Annotated in this window: 19 protein-coding genes; 15 read left to right on the top strand and 4 right to left on the bottom strand. The window is 43.9% G+C overall.

The features are described from left to right. Positions 1-22 precede the first annotated feature (22 nt). Genes OW255_RS18500 through OW255_RS18490 form a run of 3 tightly spaced genes read left to right on the top strand, consistent with a single transcriptional unit; the run spans position 23 to position 3,170 of the window. Positions 23-1,213 (top strand): SPFH domain-containing protein, encoded by a 1,191-nt coding sequence (locus OW255_RS18500; RefSeq protein ID WP_024834809.1) that lies wholly within the window; start codon positions 23-25, stop codon positions 1,211-1,213. Continuing rightward, on the top strand, positions 1,210-2,289 hold the full coding sequence (locus tag OW255_RS18495) for a TFIIB-type zinc ribbon-containing protein (RefSeq protein WP_024834810.1): 1,080 nt from the start codon (positions 1,210-1,212) through the stop codon (positions 2,287-2,289). The genes OW255_RS18500 and OW255_RS18495 overlap by 4 nt, the downstream gene beginning before the upstream one ends. Continuing rightward, the gene (locus OW255_RS18490; RefSeq protein WP_024834811.1) at positions 2,286-3,170 is read left to right on the top strand and encodes a TPM domain-containing protein; all 885 of its coding nucleotides are present in this window, start codon (positions 2,286-2,288) and stop codon (positions 3,168-3,170) included. The genes OW255_RS18495 and OW255_RS18490 overlap by 4 nt, the downstream gene beginning before the upstream one ends. Positions 3,171-3,226: 56 nt before the next feature. Here the strand turns inward: OW255_RS18490 and sfsA are convergent, their stop codons facing one another. After that, the gene (gene sfsA, locus OW255_RS18485; RefSeq protein WP_268114921.1) at positions 3,227-3,997 is read right to left on the bottom strand and encodes a DNA/RNA nuclease SfsA; all 771 of its coding nucleotides are present in this window, start codon (positions 3,995-3,997) and stop codon (positions 3,227-3,229) included. A 208-nt stretch (positions 3,998-4,205) separates the two neighbouring features. Here sfsA and thrC point away from each other — a divergent pair, with 208 nt between their 5' ends. Next, the gene (thrC, locus tag OW255_RS18480; protein WP_268114920.1) at positions 4,206-5,690 is read left to right on the top strand and encodes a threonine synthase; all 1,485 of its coding nucleotides are present in this window, start codon (positions 4,206-4,208) and stop codon (positions 5,688-5,690) included. Here thrC and OW255_RS18475 read toward each other — a convergent pair. Continuing rightward, entirely contained in the window at positions 5,687-7,042 is a 1,356-nt protein-coding gene (locus tag OW255_RS18475) for an MATE family efflux transporter (RefSeq protein WP_268114919.1), read from the bottom strand. The genes thrC and OW255_RS18475 overlap by 4 nt on opposite strands. Positions 7,043-7,216: 174 nt before the next feature. On the opposite strand from OW255_RS18475, the gene fba reads away from it, so the two are divergent. The 3 genes from fba (at position 7,217) to OW255_RS18460 (ending at position 11,493) form a co-directional block, all read left to right on the top strand. After that, a complete protein-coding gene (gene fba / locus OW255_RS18470; RefSeq protein WP_024834815.1) occupies positions 7,217-8,080 on the top strand; it encodes a class II fructose-1,6-bisphosphate aldolase in 864 nt (287 codons plus the stop codon). Positions 8,081-8,284: 204 nt separating this feature from the next. Beyond that, positions 8,285-10,402 (top strand): glutamine synthetase III family protein, encoded by a 2,118-nt coding sequence (locus tag OW255_RS18465; RefSeq protein ID WP_024834816.1) that lies wholly within the window; start codon positions 8,285-8,287, stop codon positions 10,400-10,402. A gap of 236 nt (positions 10,403-10,638) precedes the next feature. Continuing rightward, a complete protein-coding gene (locus OW255_RS18460) occupies positions 10,639-11,493 on the top strand; it encodes a hypothetical protein (protein ID WP_268114918.1) in 855 nt (284 codons plus the stop codon). A 77-nt stretch (positions 11,494-11,570) separates the two neighbouring features. On the opposite strand, the gene OW255_RS18455 is transcribed toward OW255_RS18460, so the two are convergent. Continuing rightward, positions 11,571-12,338 (bottom strand): phage tail tip lysozyme, encoded by a 768-nt coding sequence (locus tag OW255_RS18455; RefSeq protein WP_051464574.1) that lies wholly within the window; start codon positions 12,336-12,338, stop codon positions 11,571-11,573. A gap of 278 nt (positions 12,339-12,616) precedes the next feature. Between OW255_RS18455 and OW255_RS18450 the strand changes: the two genes are divergently transcribed. The 7 genes from OW255_RS18450 (at position 12,617) to OW255_RS18420 (ending at position 19,464) form a co-directional block, all read left to right on the top strand. After that, positions 12,617-13,642, top strand: a complete 1,026-nt coding sequence (locus OW255_RS18450; RefSeq protein WP_024834818.1) for a M42 family metallopeptidase — start codon at positions 12,617-12,619, stop codon at positions 13,640-13,642. Positions 13,643-13,799: 157 nt separating this feature from the next. After that, complete coding sequence (locus OW255_RS18445; protein WP_268114917.1) at positions 13,800-14,582, top strand: glycosyltransferase family 2 protein; 783 nt, start codon at positions 13,800-13,802, stop codon at positions 14,580-14,582. A 16-nt stretch (positions 14,583-14,598) separates the two neighbouring features. After that, the gene (gene rfbF, locus OW255_RS18440) at positions 14,599-15,375 is read left to right on the top strand and encodes a glucose-1-phosphate cytidylyltransferase (RefSeq protein ID WP_024834820.1); all 777 of its coding nucleotides are present in this window, start codon (positions 14,599-14,601) and stop codon (positions 15,373-15,375) included. A 1-nt stretch (position 15,376) separates the two neighbouring features. Further along, a complete protein-coding gene (gene rfbG, locus OW255_RS18435; protein ID WP_024834821.1) occupies positions 15,377-16,453 on the top strand; it encodes a CDP-glucose 4,6-dehydratase in 1,077 nt (358 codons plus the stop codon). Positions 16,454-16,471: 18 nt separating this feature from the next. Then, positions 16,472-17,815 carry a lipopolysaccharide biosynthesis protein RfbH gene (rfbH, locus tag OW255_RS18430; RefSeq protein WP_024834822.1) on the top strand — a complete coding sequence of 448 codons (1,344 nt, stop codon included), beginning with the start codon at positions 16,472-16,474 and terminating at the stop codon, positions 17,813-17,815. A gap of 19 nt (positions 17,816-17,834) precedes the next feature. Further along, positions 17,835-18,671, top strand: a complete 837-nt coding sequence (locus OW255_RS18425) for a LicD family protein (RefSeq protein ID WP_024834823.1) — start codon at positions 17,835-17,837, stop codon at positions 18,669-18,671. Between the two features lie 166 nt (positions 18,672-18,837). Further along, positions 18,838-19,464 (top strand): hypothetical protein, encoded by a 627-nt coding sequence (locus OW255_RS18420; RefSeq protein WP_051464575.1) that lies wholly within the window; start codon positions 18,838-18,840, stop codon positions 19,462-19,464. 84 nt (positions 19,465-19,548) lie between these two features. On the opposite strand, the gene OW255_RS18415 is transcribed toward OW255_RS18420, so the two are convergent. Continuing rightward, complete coding sequence (locus tag OW255_RS18415) at positions 19,549-20,532, bottom strand: zinc dependent phospholipase C family protein (RefSeq protein WP_268114916.1); 984 nt, start codon at positions 20,530-20,532, stop codon at positions 19,549-19,551. Positions 20,533-20,681: 149 nt separating this feature from the next. On the opposite strand from OW255_RS18415, the gene OW255_RS18410 reads away from it, so the two are divergent. Continuing rightward, positions 20,682-22,028 carry an alanine/glycine:cation symporter family protein gene (locus tag OW255_RS18410; RefSeq protein ID WP_035317482.1) on the top strand — a complete coding sequence of 449 codons (1,347 nt, stop codon included), beginning with the start codon at positions 20,682-20,684 and terminating at the stop codon, positions 22,026-22,028. Positions 22,029-22,043 lie beyond the last annotated feature (15 nt).

Genomic DNA, 22,043 nt, shown 5'->3' with positions numbered 1-22,043 from the left:
TAACAGTTGAGGAGGAACAGACATGGGAATTGTAAAGGCACTGACAACCGCGTTAGGCGGTTCACTGGCAGATCAATGGCTTGAAGTCATAGAAGCAGGAGATATGGGAGACCAGACCGTATTCTCTTCAGGAGTAAAAATCAGAAAAGGCTCCAATACAAGGGGAACAGATAACACCGTTTCAGATGGTTCTGTCATTCATGTTTACCCCAATCAGTTCATGATTTTAGTGGACGGTGGAAAGGTGATTGACTATACCGGAGAACCAGGCTATTTTACTGTAAAGAATTCTTCCCTCCCCTCTCTTTTTAATGGTCAGTTCGAAGAAGCTCTAAAGGAATCCTTTGACCGTGTCCGTTATGGTGGAAAGACACCTACGGCTCAAAAAGTATTTTTTATCAATCTTCAGGAAATAAAAGGGGTAAAATTTGGAACCCCTAATCCCATTAATTATTTCGATCAGTTTTATAATGCAGAATTATTCCTGCGGGCTCATGGAACGTATTCCTTTAAGGTAACAGATCCTCTGTTATTCTTTGCGGAAGTCATTCCAAGAAACGCTGTCAGCGTGGAAGTGGATGATATCAACAGCCAGTATCTTTCCGAATTTTTAGAGGCATTGCAGTCCTCCATCAATCAGATGTCCGCAGACGGAATCCGAATCTCTTACGTATCATCAAAGGGTAGAGAGCTTGGACAGTATATGTCAGATGTTCTTGACGAACAGTGGAAGGCCAGGAGAGGAATGGCCATTCAGTCCGTGGGAATCGCAAGCATAACCTATGATGAGGAATCCAAGGACCTGATTCATATGAGAAACCAGGGCGCTATGCTTGGAGATCCGTCAGTAAGAGAGGGATACGTCCAGGGAGCTGCTGCCAGAGGTATGGAGGCAGCCGGAGGCAATTCCGCAGGTTCTATGTCCGGTTATCTTGGAATGGGCATGGGAATGAATGTAGGAGGCGGTATCCTGGGTGCTGCATCAAGTGCCAACCTTCAGCAGATGAAGATTAATCAGGAACAGCAGGCAGGAAATAATACTCCTTCCGGTACTCAGGCTACAGCGGGCTGGACCTGTAGCTGCGGAAGCGTTAATACCGGTAATTTCTGCCCACAATGCGGAAACAAAAAGCCAGCCGGACCATGGAAGTGCGAATGCGGTGAGTCCAATACCGGAAACTTCTGCTCCCAGTGCGGTAAGCCAAAGCCATGAGCGGCATCATAACCTATCATTGCCCCAACTGCGGCGGCCCCTTAAAATTTAATCCAAAGCTTCAAAAGTATGCCTGTGAATTTTGCCTTTCAGAATTTACGGAGCAGGAAGCGCAGGAAGAGGAGATAGCGAAAGAAGAGGAAAAGGCAAGAGAGAAAAGGGCGCAGGAAGAGGAAAAGGCGGAGCAATCAGGACGTGAGGGTGAGCCGGTCCTTTATTCCTGCCCCAGCTGCGGAGCAGAGGTTGTAACCGATGAAACTACCGCAGCCACCTTTTGCTACTATTGTCACAATCCGGTCATTCTGACCGGCCGACTATCCGGCGAATACCATCCGGATTATGTCATTCCCTTTTCTATTGAAAAGGAAAAGGCAGTAGAGATGTTTCGAAGCTGGATGAAGAAAAAGAGATTTACACCAAAAGCATTTTACAGTGAAGATCAGATTGAAAAGATCTCCGGCGTATATTTTCCTTATCTTCTTTACAGCTGCCGGGTCAATGGACAGTTAACAGCCAGGGCAGACCGTCTGCGCATCTGGGTCAGCGGAAATTACAGGTATACGGAAACACAGACCTATGAAGTAAAAAGAGAGGGGCTTATGCCCATAAAATACGTACCCCGTAATGCATTAAAAAAGGCCAGTAAAGAGCTGACAGAAGGAGTGTTTCCTTTTGATACCGATGTGATGAAGCCATTTACCATGGGGTACTTATCAGGTTTTGTAGCGGAGCGAAGAGATATGGGAGAGACTGACTTCTCCAGCGAAGTGAAGGATGAGGTACGGTCCTTTGCCAGAGACTCCTTAAAAAACAGCATAACTTCCTATGATACTTTGAGGGTACAGGATGAATCCTTTTCCTTCACAGAGGAGCAATGGCAATATGCGCTCCTTCCTGTATGGGCTCTTACTTATTTTGACCGGGCAAAGAATGCAATGTATTATTTTACCATAAACGGGCAGACCGGAAAGGTCTGTGGAAAGCTGCCGGTGGATAAAGGAAAGCTTCTCCTTCTGTTTTTGGAGATCTTCATTCCGGTGCTTGCTGCCATGCTGATCGTGGGGTATTTCATATGATGAATGTAACATGGAAATGGATGAGAAAAGGGATACCAACAGCCTTTTTTATTATAGTTTTTTTCTTGTTCTCCTCATGCTTTATGGCCCTTAATTCCCTTGGGGATGAAACGCGGGTCTTTGATGATGCAGGGCTTTTTACCAGAAAAGAAATCGATAGCTTTCAGTCCCAGATCGCATCCATGAAAAAAGAAATGAACATGGATGTTTTAATCGTGACCGCAAGTGATACGAACGGTAAGTCTGCGAAGCAGTATGCAGAGGATTATTACATCAATGGATCATACGGCGTTGGCTCTGATTACAGAGGTGTTCTGTTTTTAATTGATATGGATAACCGGGAAATGTACATTCTCCCAGTGGGTAAGATGAACCGTTTCTTAACAGATCAGCGCTGGAATGCCATTTTAGACAGCTCTTATGAGAGTGCCAGTCAGGGGGAATATGCTTCCAGTGCCCAGGCCTTTTTAGATGGAGTTATGAAGTATTACCGGGCTGGTATTCCTGGCGGCCAGTATAATTATGATAAGGAAACGGGAGAAATCAGTATTTACAGAAGTATTCGCTGGTATGAAGCGGCAGCAGCCTTTGGAATCGCACTTTTTGCTGGGGGAACTGCTTGCCTTACTGTAGCTGGACAGTATTCCATGAAAAAGGAGAGAAACCGGTCAGGGAATTATTTAAAGGCTTACCGAGGCGCCAGCCAGTTTCGCTATTCCCAGCAGACCGATGATCTCATTAATAAGACGGTGACCCATGTAATCATTCCGAGAAATAACGGAGGGAACTCCGGCGGCAGCTCCGGCGGTGGTTTTTCTGGAAGAAGCACCACTCATTCCTCCTCCGGGCGGACCATGGGAGGCGGGGGCCGTAAGTTTTAAGGAAATACCATTGAAAAAAGTCTGGAGAAGGAGTAATCCTTAGCCAGACTTTTTGTTTATTCATCTAATAAAACAGGAACTGCTTTATCCAGGGTCATAGAGGTAGCTGTCACAATGCAGTCGTAGGCAAGTATATGAACACCTCCACGTTTTGCTTCCTGTAAAGCCTTGGCAAATTCCGGGTGAGTCTTTCTGTTTGGTGCAAAGCCTGTCATCTCTTTCATCTGTATGACAAAGAGAATATAAGCCTCATAACCTGCCTCATATGCCTTTACCAATTCTTCTACATGTTTCACACCCCTAAGAGTCGGTGCATCGGGAAACATGGCAAGTCCATCCTCCTCCAGGGTCACCCCTTTTACCTCCATAAATGCGGAGAACTCAGGATTGGCAGTTTGAAAGGCAAGATCAAATCTGGACTGTCCGTAGGTGACCTCCCGTTTTATATTTTGTATTCCTTCAACCAATTTGGTTGTCTCAATATTTTTTTTACCATAGGGAAGAGAAGCATTTCCAGATAAAAGCCATTCATAAGCTGCCTGGTTTGGTGCCTGGGAATCCATATTAATAAGAAGTGGGCCTTCCTCCCGCTCCTTCCATACTCCGATTAAGGAATACTGAGTCTTTCTTCCAAGAAGGGCGGCTTCCGGGTGAAACTGGACTAACACGGTCACCCCGGGAATCAATAGCTCCCTGCAGCGTCCTGTATTTTTTACATGGCAGACGACAGTTTCTTCCTGGCCGTTCTTATTAGTTATTAAAACATTGGCAATAAAGCGGTTGGGCCGGCTAAGGAAAATACCTTTCTGCATATGTTCATATTTCATAAAAATAAGTTCATCCTTTCTGTATCCATGGGAGTATCTTACCATAGAAAGGGACAAATGGAAAGCTCAGACATATGTCTTTGCAACAAATACATATGTCCGTATAAAGAATACTTTTTGCTTGCGCCATTTCATAAAGTGTGCTACAATGCTGGCAAGGTTTTTATCCACTCTAAATTATGACAAAGCAGGAAAGGAATCAGATACTATGGAATTATCCTATCAAAGTACCCGGGGCGGCGAAGCTGGTGTAACGGCTTCCCAGGCAATTTTAAAAGGGCTGGCAGCAGACGGCGGCTTATTTATGCCAAGCTTTATTCCAAAGCTTGACAGATCCATGAAGGAGCTATCCCTCATGACATACCAGGAAACAGCCTATGAGGTAATGAAGCTGTTCCTTACGGATTTCACCGAAGCCGAATTAAAAAGCTGCATCAATCAGGCTTATGACAGCAAATTTGATACGGAAGAGATTGCACCTCTATCCAAAGCAGATGGTGCTTATTATCTGGAATTATATCATGGAAGTACCATTGCATTTAAAGATATGGCACTTTCTATCCTGCCCCATCTGATGACTACCGCTGCGAAAAAAAATGAGGTAAAAAACAAGATCGTAATTCTTACCGCTACCTCCGGCGATACAGGTAAGGCGGCTATGGCAGGCTTTGCCGATGTGGAAGGAACCGAGATCATTGTGTTCTATCCAAAGGATGGAGTAAGTCCGGTCCAGGAACTTCAGATGGTAACACAAAAAGGGGAGAATACCCATGTGGCAGCCATTCACGGAAACTTTGACGATGCTCAGACCGGAGTAAAGAAGATCTTTAACGACAAAGAGTTTGCAAAGCTTCTGGAAGAAAAAGGATATCAGCTTTCCTCTGCCAATTCCATTAACATCGGAAGACTGGTTCCCCAGATCGTCTACTATGTCTATGCCTATGCAAAGCTCCTTTTAAATGAAGAGATTAAAGAAGGGGAAGAAATTAATGTGGCCGTGCCAACCGGTAACTTCGGAAACATTCTGGCGGCTTATTTTGCAAAGCTCATGGGAGCACCGATTAAGACCTTAATCTGTGCATCCAATGAGAATAAAGTCCTTTTTGATTTCTTCCAGACAGGAACCTATGACAGGAACCGGGAATTTATACTAACCACTTCTCCTTCCATGGATATCTTGATTTCCAGCAATTTAGAGAGACTCATTTACTTAAGTGCTGGCGGTGACGCAACAGCCAATGCAAACCTTATGAAGGCTCTTGGAGAAAGCGGCAGCTATTCTGTAACCAGTGAGATGAGAGAGAGAATGAAGGGCTTTGTAGGAGGCTTTGCGTCAGAAGCTGAAAATAAAGCTGCGATTAAAAAGCTGTTTGAAGATACCGGCTACTTAATTGATACTCATACCGGAGTCGCTTCGACTGTATACAGTAACTATAAAGAAGAGACAAAGGATGATACAAAAACGGTCATCGCCTCAACAGCCAGTCCTTATAAATTTTCAAGAAGTGTTTTGGAAGCCATAGAAGGAAATCAGGAAACAAAGGATGAGTTTGAGATTATTGACCATCTCTCCCGGGTATCCGGAATTGTGATTCCTCAGGCAGTAGAAGAAATCCGCACCGCCGAGGTACGTCATACCACGGTTTGCGATGCGGATCAGATGAAGGAAGCTGTTTTAGGTTTTTTAAATTAATTCAGAGAACGAAGGGCGAACCGCTTCCATTTTCCTCCCAGCACACGGCTGGAGAAGAAGATGGCGCGGACCAGCCAGTCGATGGTCATGGCGATCCAGATGCCCATGAGTCCAAGCCCAAGGTGAAGGCTTAGGAAATAAGCAAGAACGATACGGCAGATCCACATGGAGCAGATGGATACCACCATGGTAAAACGGACGTCACCAGCGGCACGCAGGCCGTTGGTGAGGCAGAAGGCCAGTGGATGGATCAACATGCAGCAGATGCTGTGATAGAGCATAAGTTTTACCGCTAAGGCGCTGGTTTCCGGGGAAAGCTGGAACAGCGCCGTTATTCCGTTCAAAAATGGAATAATGGAGAGGTTTAATACGATGAGGCAGAGATAAGCGGTTTTTAGTAGTCTTCCCATATATTTCTTTGCCTGATCCAGTTCTCTGGCTCCCACACACTGTCCGACCACAGTAACCATGGCAATGCCGATAGCAGTAGCTGGAATGGTCTCCAGACCGCATATGGTACTTGCTACTGCATTGGCGGCAATGGCAACGGTACCAAAACTGGAGATCAGGCTTGATAAAAGTAGTTTCCCAAGCTGAAAGATACTGTTTTCCACACCATTCGGTACACCGATATTAAGAATTCTTCGAAGCATTCCCTTATCCACCTTAAGGGTGAAATCAACGCTTAATCCTGCATGTCTTTTTAACAGAACCAGCATGATAACAGCGCAGAAAATTCTTGAAATCAGAGTGGAGATTCCAGATCCAGCCACACCCATATGGAGTCCAAAGATAAAGATAAAATTACCCACGATATTCATTACATTGGCAATGAGAGATACCCGCATGGATACTCCCGAATTGCCTGCGGAACGGAAAAGCGCGGCGGAACTGTTATAAAAGGCGAGGAAAGGATAAGATAAGGCGGACAGGAAAAAATAGACCTTTGCATTATCCATAACATCCTGACTGATGTTTCCATAAACAAGACGCAAAAGCGGCTCGTTGAATATCAGGGCGATTGCCGCAAGGATGATAGAAAGTCCTCCCACGGCCAGAAAAAGCTGTCCGGCAGCTTTTGCAACGTTCTTATCGTCCTTTCTTCCAATGTACTGGGCTGCTACAACAGATCCGCCGGCTGCCATGGCACCAAAGAGACCGATCAAAAGAATGTTAATGGTATCAACGATGGATACGCCTGATACGGCAGCCTCTCCGATGGCGGCCACCATAAGGGTATCCGTCATTCCCATGGCAACGGCTAAAAACTGCTCGATGACCAGGGGGAAAATCAGCTTTCTCAGTTGTTTTCTGGTAAACAGGTTCCTATCTTCTTCTGTCTTCTGATTCATAACATTTCTCCCATGTTGTATTTATTCTAATACCATTATAAAGCAATGACCGTATGAAAGCAAAATGTAACTTTGTTATAAAAAAAACAATCTTTTTGAAATTAAACTTTCCAAATAGGACAAAATGGTATATAATGAATAAATAAAAACTAAAAATAGATGGAGGTTCGAGATATGTTAGTTTCAGCGAAAGAGATGCTTGAAAAGGCAAGAGACGGAAAGTATGCAGTCGGACAGTTCAACATCAACAACCTTGAGTGGACAAAAGCAGTTCTGCAGACGGCAGAGGAGTTAAAATCCCCAGTTATTCTCGGTGTTTCCGAGGGTGCTGGAAAATATATGACTGGCTATAAAACAGTTGCTTCTATGGTAAAAGCGATGATTGAAGAGATGAAGATTACAGTTCCAGTAGCACTTCATTTAGATCACGGCTCCTATGAAGGCTGTTATAAATGTATCGAAGCAGGATTTTCTTCCATCATGTTCGATGGTTCCCATTACCCGATTGCTGAGAATGTTGAAAAGACAACAGAGCTTGTAAAGGTTTGTGCAGAAAAGGGAATGTCTATCGAGGCTGAGGTTGGTTCTATCGGCGGAGAAGAAGACGGCGTTGTTGGTATGGGTGAGTGTGCAGATCCAGACGAGTGTAAGCAGGTAGCTGATTTAGGCGTGACCATGCTGGCAGCAGGTATCGGCAATATTCACGGAAAATATCCGGAAAACTGGGCTGGTTTAAGCTTTGATACTTTAGCAGCAATTAAAGACAAAGTTGGCGATATGCCTTTAGTTCTTCACGGTGGTACAGGCATTCCGGAAGATCAGATCAAGAAAGCCATCAGCCTTGGCGTTGCTAAAATCAACGTTAATACAGAGTGTCAGCTTACCTTTGCTGAGGCAACCCGTAAGTACATCGAAGCAGGCAAGGATTTAGAAGGCAAGGGCTTTGACCCAAGAAAACTTCTTGCACCAGGTGTAGAAGCAATTAAGGGAACTGTAAAAGAGAAGATGGAATTATTTGGTTCTGTTGGAAAAGCATAATTGTTTTTAATTCAAAAATATTTGAAAAAGTACTTGATTTTTTTAGGAAAATGATTTATTTTAATTAAGAACGATGGCGTTCTCCTTGCAAAGGGAGGGCGCCTTTTCTGTTTTTTATGCATATTCAGTTATTGAGGAGACTTAAAAAGGGCGAACTGACTTAATTTTATTAAGTGGTAATTCATATGAGAGGATGGAGAATTTATGAGTGAAGTTGTAAACGTAGCCGAAAAGTTTGGCAAGAATGTATTTAACGAAACCGTTATGAGAGAGCGTTTACCAAAGTCCGTTTTCAAGAAGTTAAAGAAAACGATTGAGGATGGCGCAGAGTTAGATCCTTCCATTGCTGATGTAGTTGCACATGCAATGAAGGACTGGGCAATTGAGAGAGGTGCCACTCACTACACCCATTGGTTCCAGCCGCTTACCGGTATTACCGCAGAAAAGCATGATTCCTTTATCTCTGCACCGACTTCCGAAGGAAAGGTCATCATGGAATTCTCCGGAAAAGAACTGGTAAAAGGAGAGCCGGATGCATCCTCATTCCCATCTGGAGGACTTAGAGCAACCTTCGAGGCCAGAGGCTATACTGCTTGGGATTGTACTTCACCTGCATTCTTAAGAGAAGATGCAATTGGTGTTACCCTTTGCATACCGACTGCTTTCTGTTCCTATACAGGAGAAGCACTTGATAAAAAAACTCCTCTTTTAAGATCCATGGAGGCTGTTGATGAGCAGGCTTTAAGAATCTTAAGATTATTTGGAAATACCACAGCCAAGAGAGTTACCCCTTCCGTAGGACCGGAGCAGGAGTATTTCCTGGTGGATCACGATAAATATTTACAGAGAAAAGATTTAATTTATGCTGGCCGTACTTTATTCGGCGCTATGCCTCCAAAAGGCCAGGAGCTGGAAGATCATTACTTTGGAGCTATTCGGGAACGAGTTGCTGCTTACATGAAGGAAGTAAATGAAGAGCTTTGGAAGTTAGGCGTACCGGCAAAGACACAGCATAATGAGGTAGCTCCTGCACAGCACGAGCTGGCACCAATCTTTGAGCAGGCAAACGTTGCCGTAGATCATAACCAGCTGGTTATGGAAACCTTAAAGAAGGTAGCAGGACGCCACGGACTTAATTGTCTCCTTCATGAGAAGCCATTTGCAGGCGTGAATGGTTCCGGTAAGCACAACAACTGGTCCTTAACCTCAGATGATGGCATCAACCTATTAAATCCAGGCGAGACACCACATGAGAACATTCAGTTCTTACTGGTATTATCCTGTATCTTAAAGGCAGTTGACAAACACGCTGACCTCCTTCGTGAGTCTGCAGCAGACGTTGGAAATGATCACAGACTGGGAGCCAATGAGGCACCTCCAGCTATCATCTCCGTATTCATCGGCGAGCAGTTAGAAGACGTAGTTGACCAGCTTTGCAGCACTGGAGAGGCAACCCGCTCCAAGGCAGGCGGCACCTTAAAGACAGGTGTTAGAACCTTACCAGATTTATTTAAGGATGCAACAGACCGTAACAGAACTTCACCATTTGCATTTACAGGCAACAAGTTTGAGTTCCGTATGGTTGGTTCCTCCGATTCCATTTCCTCTCCAAACGTAGTGTTAAATACCATTACCGCAGAGGCATTCAAAGAAGCAGCAGACATTCTTGAGAAGGCAGAAGACTTCGATACCGCAGTTCATGACTTAATCAAGAAGCAGTTAGCCGCTCACAGAAGAATTATCTTCAATGGAAACGGTTATGCAGATGCATGGGTAGAAGAAGCTGAGAAGAGAGGACTTCCAAACTTAAAGTCCATGATCGATGCAATTCCAGCTCTTGCTACAGACGCTGCTGTTAAGATGTTTGAGGAATTTAAGGTATTTACAAAGGCTGAGTTGGAATCTCGCGTTGAGATTGAATATGAAGCTTATACCAAGGCGATCAACATCGAAGCCAGAACTATGATTGATATGGCTGGAAAGCAGCTCATTCCTGCCGTTGTAAAATACACTTCCATACTGGCAGATTCCTTAGGAAAGATCAAGACAGCATGTCCTGATGCAGATACCAGCGTACAGGAAGAGCTTCTCATCGAAGTGAGCGCGTACCTTTCTGATATGAAGGTAGCCTTATCCGCACTGGTAGAGATAACAGATAAGTGCTCAGCGATCAAAGAGAACAAAGAGCAGGCAGCTGCATACCACGATGAGGTAGTTCCTGCTATGGCAGCTCTTCGTGCACCTGCTGATAAGCTTGAGATGATTGTAGATAAAGAGATATGGCCATTACCAAGCTACGGCGATCTTATTTTCGAAGTATAATTTTATAAGTAAATTCAAAATGCGTTTTGACCGGCTGTTACAGCCTGTTCAAAGCGCATTTTTTATGTAAAAAACTCTGCCAGTTGGGTTTCACACCATGTAAAATAAAGTCGATTCAGGAAGGGAAAACTTACAAGTAATACCGTATTTATTACATCATATGATAAGATATAAAAGTAATTATTATGATAGAGAGATCATACATAATATGGATTAAATTAAGTGGAGGTACTTCAATGAAAAAGAAAATGGGTTTACTAGGCTTCGTATTTTTTTCCTGTATCCTTATTGGGGGCTGTGGGAAAAAAGCAGATGGTGAATCATATACGGTAACCGTAGAACAAACGCAGGAACAAACGCAGGAACAGAAGCAGGAGAAAAAACAGGAATTAGAAACAGAAATTAGTACAAAAGAGACATTGTCTATCAGTAATACGGAGGAAACAAAGGTAAAAGATGATAGCATTACAATGCTTGTTTATACAGAAGCGCCAAATAAGAATAGTTCTGTAGAAATTCAATATCCTCAATTCAAGAATAATGATGCCTTAAACGCCATGGTCTATGATAAAGTACAGAGCCTGGCTCAGATAGATACATCTCTCTTTTCAAGTGATGCCAGATTAAACATTGATTATCAAGCCGATGTGACACTTAACAATAATAAGGTGGTAAGTATTATATTTTGGGGTCCAAGCTCCATTGACGATGCAGCATATAGCACCAACAATTTAATTACAATGAATGTAGATCTGCATTCCATGAAAGAGCTGAATCTTAAAGATTTGTATACAACCAATGCTGATTTCCAGGCAGTATTTTTTGAGAAAGCCATGTTCCCTGAGAACCCTGTTACTTCCTATGATAAAGCCAGTTTTCCAGAAATGCTGAAGCTTCAATCACCGGAATATCAGACGGTAGACCCCTTTAGTATTGAGGGGAATGTAAAATTCTTCCTAAAGCCTGACGGTATAGTGTTTAGTTTGCCTGCTGTTCACGCAACTGGAAGTGATCATTTTGAAGCACAGCTTAAATACAGTGATATACAGCAGTTCTATCTGCTGAAACAGAACCTTTGGGAAAATAGATAATAGAACCGTTAAAAGAAGGGGGAAACTAAGCAGAAACAGTTTCCCCCTTCTTTTATAGTGAGTGCATTATACTATTTTTATGATAGTGTATTAAACCAATAAGTTGCCTGATTTCCACGTGTTTCATCCTGGGAGGCATTTTTTGGTTGCTCATAGTTATGTAAAAAGGCACAAGCCAGGTAATAGGCACTCTCAGTGGAACGGGTGAATTGTGAGAACGTCATATTGTATTTGGTAGTTGCATGGAACTGTTCTTTGTTGCTTACTTCGTACAGAATACGCTTTAATTCACTATCCATATTTGCAACAGTTAATCCATTGCTTTTGGCCCAGTCAATGTACTTGGTAGCTGGTGTCCACTGAACCAGACCAAAACCGCCGCTGGTGTTGTTTTCCTTTAAGCTCTGCCAAATACCTGGGTTGATGGTACTCTCTGTCTGCATGTTGCCAAGCATTCCGCAGACGGCATTTTTGGTCCAGCCCTTGTTCCGTAAATAGTTTAAGATATATTGAGCGTTTACCGTCATTTGTTTGGTGTTTAAATAACTGTTACTGCAATAGGTAGTCCCACCGCCGGAGTCGGCTCCATCAAGAGCTTTAAGAGTCGCCTTACCAGCCTTCCCATCCACTGTAAGACCTTTTGCTCTCTGAAAATTTCTTACAGCAGTATCTGTGCCGCTGCCGAATTTTCCGTCAGGAGTCCCGCAGTTGTAGCCTGCTGCATTTAATTTCTGCTGCATTGTTTTTACACCTGCACTGTAACGAAGCTTATCATCCTTCATGTAATAGCCATTGCCTGCAAGTACCTGGGCATATGTATAGTTTGCATTATTATAATCTGCCATAATTATGATCTCCTTTTTCTTTAAAATGTGTTTTTGTGGTGAGTTCAAAGGAATGGGATAATGATGAAAAGGGTCTATCCCTAACCTTTTTCAACAAGAATCATTTGAATTCATTTGAAAGATTGTTATGTATCTCTCATCAGGTAGAAATAAGTTTTTGATTGATTTGTAAACCATGGATGCTTCAATTCTCTAGCCATAGGAAAGAAAATCTGCTAAAATAGACAGAAAGAACCGTATTAATAAAAGATAAATCAAAAGAAAGAAGGCCATATTCAATGGAAACTATGACATACGTAACAAATATCCTGGAAAAAATCGTAAACATTCCAAGCCCCAGCGGCTATACAAAAGAGGTGATGAAAGCTGTGGAGGAGGAAGCTCGCAGTTTTGGCTACGCTTCCACATATAACCGCAAAGGTGGCCTGATTATTGAGGTGCCCGGACAGTCAAAGGAAGTATTAGGACTTTCCGCTCATGTTGATACCTTAGGCGCTATGGTGCGTTCCATTACACCGGAAGGAAGACTTAACATCGTTTTGGTAGGCGGATTTATGATGGAAAGCATTGAGGGCATGTACTGTAAGATTCATACAAGAACTGGAAAGACTTACACAGGAACCATACTCACAAAGGAGCCATCTCTTCACACATATGACAATGCCAAGTCTCTGGAGCGGAAGCCGAAAAATATGGAGGTGCGTTTAGACGAGCTGGTATACAGTGGGGAGGATGTGAAAAAGCTTGATATTTCCACTGGCGATTATATCAGCTTTGACCCAATGTACGTTCATACGGAGAGCGGCTATATCAAGTCACGTCATTTAGATGACAAGGCTTCTGTGGCAGTGCTTTTAGGAGTCTTAAAAGATATTTCCCAGTCAGGTAAATTACCTAAGAGAACCTTAAAGCTGGTTATCAGCAATTACGAAGAGGTTGGCTTTGGGGCAAGTTTTATTCCTCAGGACATTGAAGAATTTATTGCCGTGGATATGGGTGCTTTGGGAGATGATTTAACGGGAAGCGAGCATAAAGTATCCATCTGTGCCCAGGACTCTTCAGGACCTTATGATTATGAAATGACAAGCCGCCTGATTTCTTTGGCCAAAGAGCATAAGATTGATTTTGCAGTGGACATCTTCCCGCATTACGGCTCTGATGTAGGGGCTGCCATCCGGGGGGGCAGCGACATTCGGGGAGCCTTGATTGGACAGGGCGTCCATGCGTCCCACGGAACCGAACGGACCCATGTAGACGGTATGGAACAGACTTTAAAGCTGATTGAAGCATATATAGAGCGGTAAAAAAGAAGAAGGAAACACAGGTGCCCCCACGGACCGGCATAGTTTTAGCTGGCCCGCAGGGGCAATTTCTTTCAAAATAATGAATATGGTGGAATGTTTTACATCTTTTATGGTATAATCATACCCATACTAAGACAAGCATTATCAGAGGTAGAATATGACACCACATTCATTTGCAATCTGCGCCTATAAGGATTCCCCGTATCTGGAAGCCTGCATACGTTCCTTAAAGGCCCAGACAGTAAAATCAGATATTTTGCTTTGTACTTCTACCCCAAGCCCCTTTTTAAAAGAGCTGTGTGAGAGGTACGGCATACCCATGTTCATCCGCCATGGGGAAAGCAGCATTAGAGATGATTGGAATTTTGCTTATCATAAGGCGGATTCCCGTTATGTTACCATTGCCCATCAAGATGACTGTTACCACAAGGACTATGTAAAAACATTGGCCGCATATGCAGAGAAGTACCCGGATATGACCCTGTTTACCAGTGGCTACGCTGTGGTTAAGGATAACAAGCTGGCAACGTTTGAAGCGGTAGAATTTATCAAGAGAATCCTCCGTCTTCCTCTTCGGCTGAAAGTCTTCAGTCATTTGCCTGCAGTGAAAAGAAGCGCCCTGATCTTTGGAAATTCCATCTGCTGCCCGGTATGCGCTTATCATAAGGAAAGACTGGGAGAGCCGTTGTTTACGTCTCCCTATCGGTTCGCACTGGACTGGGATACCTTATATAAGCTGTCAGGAATGCCAGGACGTTTTGTCTGTGTGGAGCGGCCTTTGATGTTTTACCGGGTTCACCAGGAGGCGACCACAAAGGCATGCATTGCCGATAACAGCCGTACCAGGGAAGAAGCAGAGATGTTTAGAAAAATATGGCCGGAGCCGGTTGTAAAATTGCTCATGCATTTTTACCGGAAGGCCTATAAGGAGTACGAATAGACAGGAGGATCAGAACATGAAAGTAGTTTTATTAGCAGGAGGTCTTGGAACCAGGATCAGCGAGGAGAGCCATTTAAAGCCAAAGCCAATGATCGAGATCGGGGAGAGACCGATTTTATGGCATATTATGAAGTATTATTCCCAGTTCGGATTTCATGATTTTGTCATCTGCCTTGGATATAAGCAGTATGTGGTAAAAGAATTCTTTGCAGATTATTTCCTTCATACCTCAGATGTGACCTTTGATCTTGCCAATAACAGCATGGAGGTACATAATAATTATTCTGAGCCATGGAAGGTAACCCTGGTGGATACCGGTTTAAATACCATGACAGGAGGAAGAATCAAACGCATACAGCCCTACATCGGCGATGAGCCCTTTATGCTCACGTATGGAGACGGCGTGTGTGATGTGGATTTAAATGCCCTTCTTGACTTCCACAAGAGCCATGGAAAGACAGCTACCATGACAACCGTTAACATTGCACAGCTAAAAGGCGTGCTGGATATTAATGAGGATAACATGGTCCACTCCTTCCGGGAAAAGGCTGAGACAGATGCCAGCCTGATCAACGGAGGCTTTATGGTCTTAAATCCAGAAGTATTTTCTTATTTGAAAGATGATACCACAGTCTTAGAGCAGGAGCCATTACAGAAGCTTGCAAAAGAAGGCCAGTTAATGAGCTTTCATCATACCGGCTTCTGGCAGTGCATGGATACTCAGCGGGAGATGAAGAAGCTGGAAGACCTATGGCAGTCCGGCCAGGCACCCTGGAAGATATGGGAGAACTGATATGAACGATTGGACAAGTTTAAAATGGAAGGAATTCTCTGAATTCTATGGTGGGAAAAAGGTTCTTTTAACTGGTCACACCGGGTTTAAAGGCTCCTGGCTCAGCCGTATGCTCCTTAAGGCAGGGGCAGTGGTGACCGGATACTCCTTAGAGCCTCCCACAGATCCCAGTCTTTTTGACATCGCAGGGCTTTCCTATGAGATGAATTCCATCATCGGTGATATCCGGGATCTGGACCATCTTAAGAAGGTATTTGAAGAAACAAAGCCGGAGATCGTGTTTCATCTGGCTGCCCAGCCCATTGTACGGGATTCCTACAAAGAGCCAGTTTATACCTACGAAACCAATGTTATGGGTACGGTTCATATATTAGAATGTGTGCGCCTGACCCCTTCGGTTAAATCCTTTTTGAATATAACCACCGATAAGGTGTATGAAAATAAAGAGTGGGAGTATGGATACAGGGAAAATGACCCCTTAGACGGCTACGATCCCTATTCCAACAGTAAGTCCTGCTCAGAACTGGTAACCCACAGCTATGCAAAGTCCTTCTTTGCCCAGGGACAAACAGCCATATCCACGTCCCGTGCAGGCAACGTCATTGGCGGCGGAGACTTTGCCAATGACCGGATCATTCCAGACTGTATCCGGGCGGCCTCTAAAAAGCAGGAAATCATCTTAAGAAATCCTCATTCCACAAGGCCGTATCAGCATGTCCTGGAACCGTTAGCCATTTATATGACCATAGCCATGAGGCAGTATGAAGATATCAAATATCAGGGATACTATAACGTAGGACCTGATGATAAGGATTGTGTGACCACCGGTGATCTGACCGATTTATTCTGTCAGGCTTGGGGAGATGGACTCTCCTGGATAAACCGTTTTGAGGGCGGCCCTCATGAAGCCAACTTTTTAAAGCTGGATTGCTCCAGAGTCAAAAGCGTCTTTGGCTGGACTCCAAGATACGGAGTAAAAGAAGCGGTGGAAAAGACCGTCCAGTGGGCTAAGGCATATCTGGATGGAGCCGACATGCTGGAGGTCATGGACCGCCAGATTGAAGAATTCTTTGCATAAAGAACAAAAGGAGGAAACATTATGTTTGAAAACAAAACAGAAAATCAGGCAAGAGAAGAAATTTTGGAGCTTGTAAAAGAATATTGCGATACCTTTCATAATCAGAAAAAACCATTTGAAGAGGGAGACAGAATCTCCTATGCATCCCGTGTTTATGACCATAAAGAGATGGTAAACCTGGTGAACAGTTCCTTAGAGTTCTGGCTTACCTCAGGCCATTATACCGATGAATTTGAGAAGAAGTTTGCAAAGTACTTAGGGGTACGCTTCTGCTCCCTTGTAAATTCCGGTTCTTCTGCCAACCTACTGGCATTTATGACCCTGACCTCACCTCTCTTAAAGGAGCGCCAGATCAAACGAGGAGATGAGATCATCACCGTGGCAGCAGGCTTCCCCACCACTGTAAATCCTGCTATTCAGTACGGAGCAGTTCCTGTGTTTGTGGATGTGACCATTCCACAGTATAACATTGATGTTACCATGCTGGAGGCTGCACGCTCTGAGAAGACAAAGGCTGTCATGATTGCCCATACCCTTGGAAATCCATATGATCTTTCCGCGGTAAAGGCATTCTGCGATAAATACAACTTATGGCTGGTGGAGGACAACTGTGACGCTCTTGGTACCAAGTATACCATTGACGGAGAAGAGCGTTTTTCCGGAACCATTGGAGATATCGGAACCTCCAGCTTTTATCCTCCTCACCACATGACCATGGGAGAGGGCGGAGCTGTTTATACCAGCAACTCCCTGTTAAACAAGATCATCCGTTCCTTCCGCGACTGGGGACGTGACTGTGTCTGCCCGTCTGGTACGGACAATTTATGCGGACACCGGTTTGACCGCCAGTATGGTCAGCTTCCAGTGGGCTATGACCACAAATACGTATACTCCCATTTTGGCTATAACCTAAAGACCACGGATATGCAGGCTGCCATCGGCTGTGCCCAGCTGGATAAATTCCCATCCTTCGTGGAACGCAGACGCCATAATTTTGACCGCCTGTATGAAGGCGTGAAGGAGGTTTCCGATAAGCTCATTCTTCCGGAAGCCTGTCCGAACTCAAAACCAAGCTGGTTCGGCTTTTTAATCACCTGTAAAGAAGGGGTAGACCGAAATCAAGTGGTTCAGTACATTGAATCTAAAGGAGTTCAGACAAGAATGCTGTTTGCAGGAAACCTGACAAAACACCCATGCTTTGACCAGATGAGAGAGGCTAACGAAGGCTTCCGCATCGTAGGAGAGCTTACCAACACAGACCGCATTATGGCTGATACCTTCTGGGTAGGCGTATATCCTGGTATGACCGATGAGATGATTGATTACATGGCAAAGGTCATCAAAGAGGCAGTAAGGCAGTAAGCATAAACATGGAGGTAGTATGGAAGAATACGATTTATCAAAGGTCCATCAGGCCAATCTTTCCATATTAAAGGAGATTGACCGCATCTGCCGGAAATACCGGATCAAGTATCTCTTAGATGCAGGGACGTTACTGGGGGCAGTAAGGCACAAAGGCTTTATTCCCTGGGATGATGATGCAGATGTGGCATTTACCCGAACCAATTACGAGGCTTTCCTAAAGGTAGTCCGCCGGGAGCTGCCGGAACATATGGAGCTTTTAGAGCCAGGGGATTTACGGGGAGGCAAGGCATTTTACGACTTCACCCCAAGAATCCTTTATAAGAACAGCAAGACCCATGAGGACACCAAAGAGATGGAGTATTATGAAGGAAAGTTAAATCATCTTTGGGTAGATTTGTTCATCATTGACGAGCTGCCGGAGAAAAAGGCTGCGTCCACATGGACCCTGCTTCTTCATACGATTATCTACGGACTGGCCATGGGCCATCGTTACCGGTTGGATTATTCCAAATACAGCCTGACCAACAAGATATGCGTTGGAATTTTAGCCCTTATAGGTAAACTGATCCCTATGAAGGTAATCAGAAAGCTCCAGCTTATGACAGCAGTCAAGGACCGGAAGGGAACCAGCAGACTTCGTTATTACAGCAATTATCAGCCGGATTACCTCTATGTGACCCTTCAAAAAGAATGGTGTGAGGAAACGGTGGACTTGGAATTTGAGGATACGAAGCTTATGGCACCGAAAGGCTTTCATGAAGTCCTCACCTGGATTTACGGAGATTATAAGAAGCTTCCTCCGGAGGAGATGCGGCACCCCACCCATTCCAGTACGGAAATACAGATTTTTTAAATAAATAGCAATTAATATGGACTGGCATGGATTTCTAGGAAAATGAAGGAATCCATGCCAGTAAAATTTGGATGCAATTGTGAAGATTTTCTGACTTTTTTCCAAAACTACTACAAAAAAAACAGCGTATCCGCTATAATGTAATTTGTTCAAGAAGGAGGAAATTATGATGAAGAACAAAGCAATCATGATATGTGCAATGTCAGCCATGTTACTAACCGGATGTACAAAAAGTAATATTCTTGCATCAGGAGGTCCGGCAGAGCCGGTTTTTGAAACACAAAAAGGCATTGAGCTGGATTGGACCCAAATTAACACCGATATTGATGAAGAATTTGTAGACAATGAGCAGTATCCCATGGCCCTCAGTGTAAATTACAGCCTGGACAAAGAGAAAAAGACCATTGACATGACTTTAATGGTAAAACACGGAACCACTCCGGAACAGGCAGTTGAGTTTGCCGATGCTGCTGTTAAATTTTTAAATGATGAAGTGGCAACCCAGGATTTTTCCTATGAAAGATCAAGTGATAAATCTTTCGGCGGATTTTTTAAAGAGTATGATTTAAACCTGATTGTTATGCCTGATTACACCATGAAGGAAAAGCAGTACTGGCTGGTGGACATGCAGATTCCAAAAGGATCTGACCAGACCATCGTACCAAAAGAAGGCGCTCAGATCATGGAAACAACGGCCGCTGATGAAGAGGAAGATACAGACGCAGAAGAGACAGAAGAAGGAAACGAGACTAACGAGACCGACGAAACAACTCAGTCTGCACCATCCAAGTAACTACATAAATAAGACAATAAAATGGATTAGAGATTGATAAAAATCAATTTCTAATCCATTTTAAGTTATTTGGCTCTATTTCGGCTATTCCTGGTCCACAGCAAGACCGCTGTGATAAGAATAATTCCCAAGCTCTTTTAAAAGCCGGTTATGGTCTAAATTCTTTAATGGAACAGGAGAACTCAGCTCTTCATTAAGAAGGTAGAATACATCCTTGCATTTGATCATGGTCTGATGGAACAATTCGGGGAAGGAAGCCTTGGAAGCCAGTCTTCGGTTCCATGGATTGCACCAGGTCTCATGATTTAAATTCAAAGTGACTACAGGGTCAGGGGGAGCATCGGTCACCAGCTTTTTCGACGCAATCGGGTTGCTTAAGAATAGGGATTCCACAAATTCTATGCTGTTTTTCTTCCGGCTGCTGGGATCTGCAAGTGTTCGGCAGCCAAGGCGCATGGCAAGTATGGATCTGGAAACCATGCGGGGAGTCACCTGAAAGTTGTTCCGGTAATTCAAAGGATAATATGTTTCATTGATACACGCTGACAAAAATTTAGAAATAAACTGCATCTCCTGGCCGTTTAAGCAGATGGTTGCGGCCTGATTGAACTGGGAGGGTTTTTTCTTCTTATATTTCATGAGCAGAAGAGCATCAATATCGTTTTCCAGCATGGCATGAAGTCCGTGATGGTAATTGGTGGAGTTTTTTACCTCATATTCAATTCTGCCGTAGACGTAGGGGTGGCAGATAGAGTCTCCGATGTAATGGCAGAAAAATCCGCTCATATAGGCAATGGCCTGTTCTCTTTGCTGTCTGGATTCTATCTGAGAGAGGTGGCTCAAACAGGTGACAAAAAAATCATGAACATGGTTTTCGTGCATGTAGGAGCCGACGTTTCTGTAGTCCCTGTGTCGCAGAATAGGAATATTGTAAAAAAACATATCCGGACCTTGGAGACCAAGCTGATAAAGCCAGCGGTATTTGGAAATGATACGCTTTAAAGGATTGTTTGGCATATCACTGAAAACCTTAACTCCCAGCAGATAATGGGTCGTAAAACCGGGCATATTGTTCACCTCGCATTTTTTTTAAGTACAATGACGCATACCTTGATTATACCATACGTTGTTTTATTTTGTACGAAAATCAATGGAAATTTTCATACTATGCAGTTTCAAAGAATATGTGTTAAGGAAAGCATTCAGGAGATGATCCTATGATACATCGCATACATGAACTGGTATGGGGGCCCTGGCTTCTTCTTCTTTTTCTTGGAATTGGAATTGCATATACCATAAAAACCGGTTTTTTCCAAATCAGGAAACTACCCTATTGGTGGATTCAGACCATTGGAAGCATACGAGAGGAAGAGGATGAGAAAAAAGGGGTCACCAAGTTCCAGACTGCCTGTACAGCTCTTGCAGCTACCATTGGTACGGGCAATATTGTTGGAGTAGCAACGGCTCTTACCGCCGGAGGACCTGGCGCCATATTCTGGATGTGGGTATCTGCAGCCATTGGTATGATGACAGGCTATGCGGAGACCATGCTGGGAATTCGCTACCGGTACCGGGATCATAAGGGTGCCTGGGTCTGCGGTCCCATGGTCTATTTAGAGCGTGGTTTAAAAAAGCCTTATCTTGGAATGATCTACAGTTTTCTTTGTATCATGGTATCTCTTGGAATGGGAAGCATGGTACAGTCTAATTCCATCGCAGAGACCATGGAATATTCCTTTGGCATCCCTTCTGTCTCCATTGGAGTTCTGTTAACAGCAATGGTCCTTTTGGTCATTTTAGGCGGAATCAGCAGAATTGCATTTGTTTCAGAGCGTCTTATCCCTATTTCCGCTGGAATCTATATGCTGTTTTCCATGGTGGTTATTATGTCCTGTTTTGATAAAATTCCATATATTTTTCAGTGTATTTTTAAAGATGCGTTCCAGCCCATCTCAATTTTTTCAGGAACCGCGGGCTATGGAATCAGCAGAAGCCTGCAATACGGCATATCCAGAGGCGTTTTCTCCAATGAAGCGGGGCTTGGGAGCATGGCAGTGCTTCATGGGGCTGCGGAGGATACGACACCGGAGCAGCAGGGTATGTGGGCCATGTTTGAAGTGTTTTTTGATACCATTTTAATCTGTACCATGACTGCCTTTGTAATTCTATGTATGACAGAAGGAGATGCGGCTGGGTCTGGTTATGACGGAGCTGCCCTCACTGCCTACAGCTTTTCAAAAAGACTTGGACCATTAGGACAGTATGTGGTATCCGGTGCCATGCTGGTCTTTGCCTTTGCAACCATCATCGCCTGGTACTATCTGGGACGTCAGGCAGCCGGTTATCTGGCAGAAAGCCTGAAAAAGAGAAAGAAGCTTTACATTCTTCAACGAATCTTAAGAGGCAAAATATATACCCTTCTCTATCTGGGTGCCGTATTCCTTGGCTGTCTGGCAAAGCTTGAGACCGTATGGGAATTCTCCGATATCTGGAACGGGCTCATGGCGCTTCCTAATATCATTGCACTGATTGTTCTTATGAAAGAAGTCAAGGTTCCCAAATAACAATACATAAACAAC

The sequence above is a fragment of the Lacrimispora xylanolytica genome, assembly GCF_026723765.1.
Taxonomy (GTDB): domain Bacteria; phylum Bacillota; class Clostridia; order Lachnospirales; family Lachnospiraceae; genus Lacrimispora; species Lacrimispora xylanolytica.
This window is presented reverse-complemented; position numbering and strand designations above follow the sequence as displayed.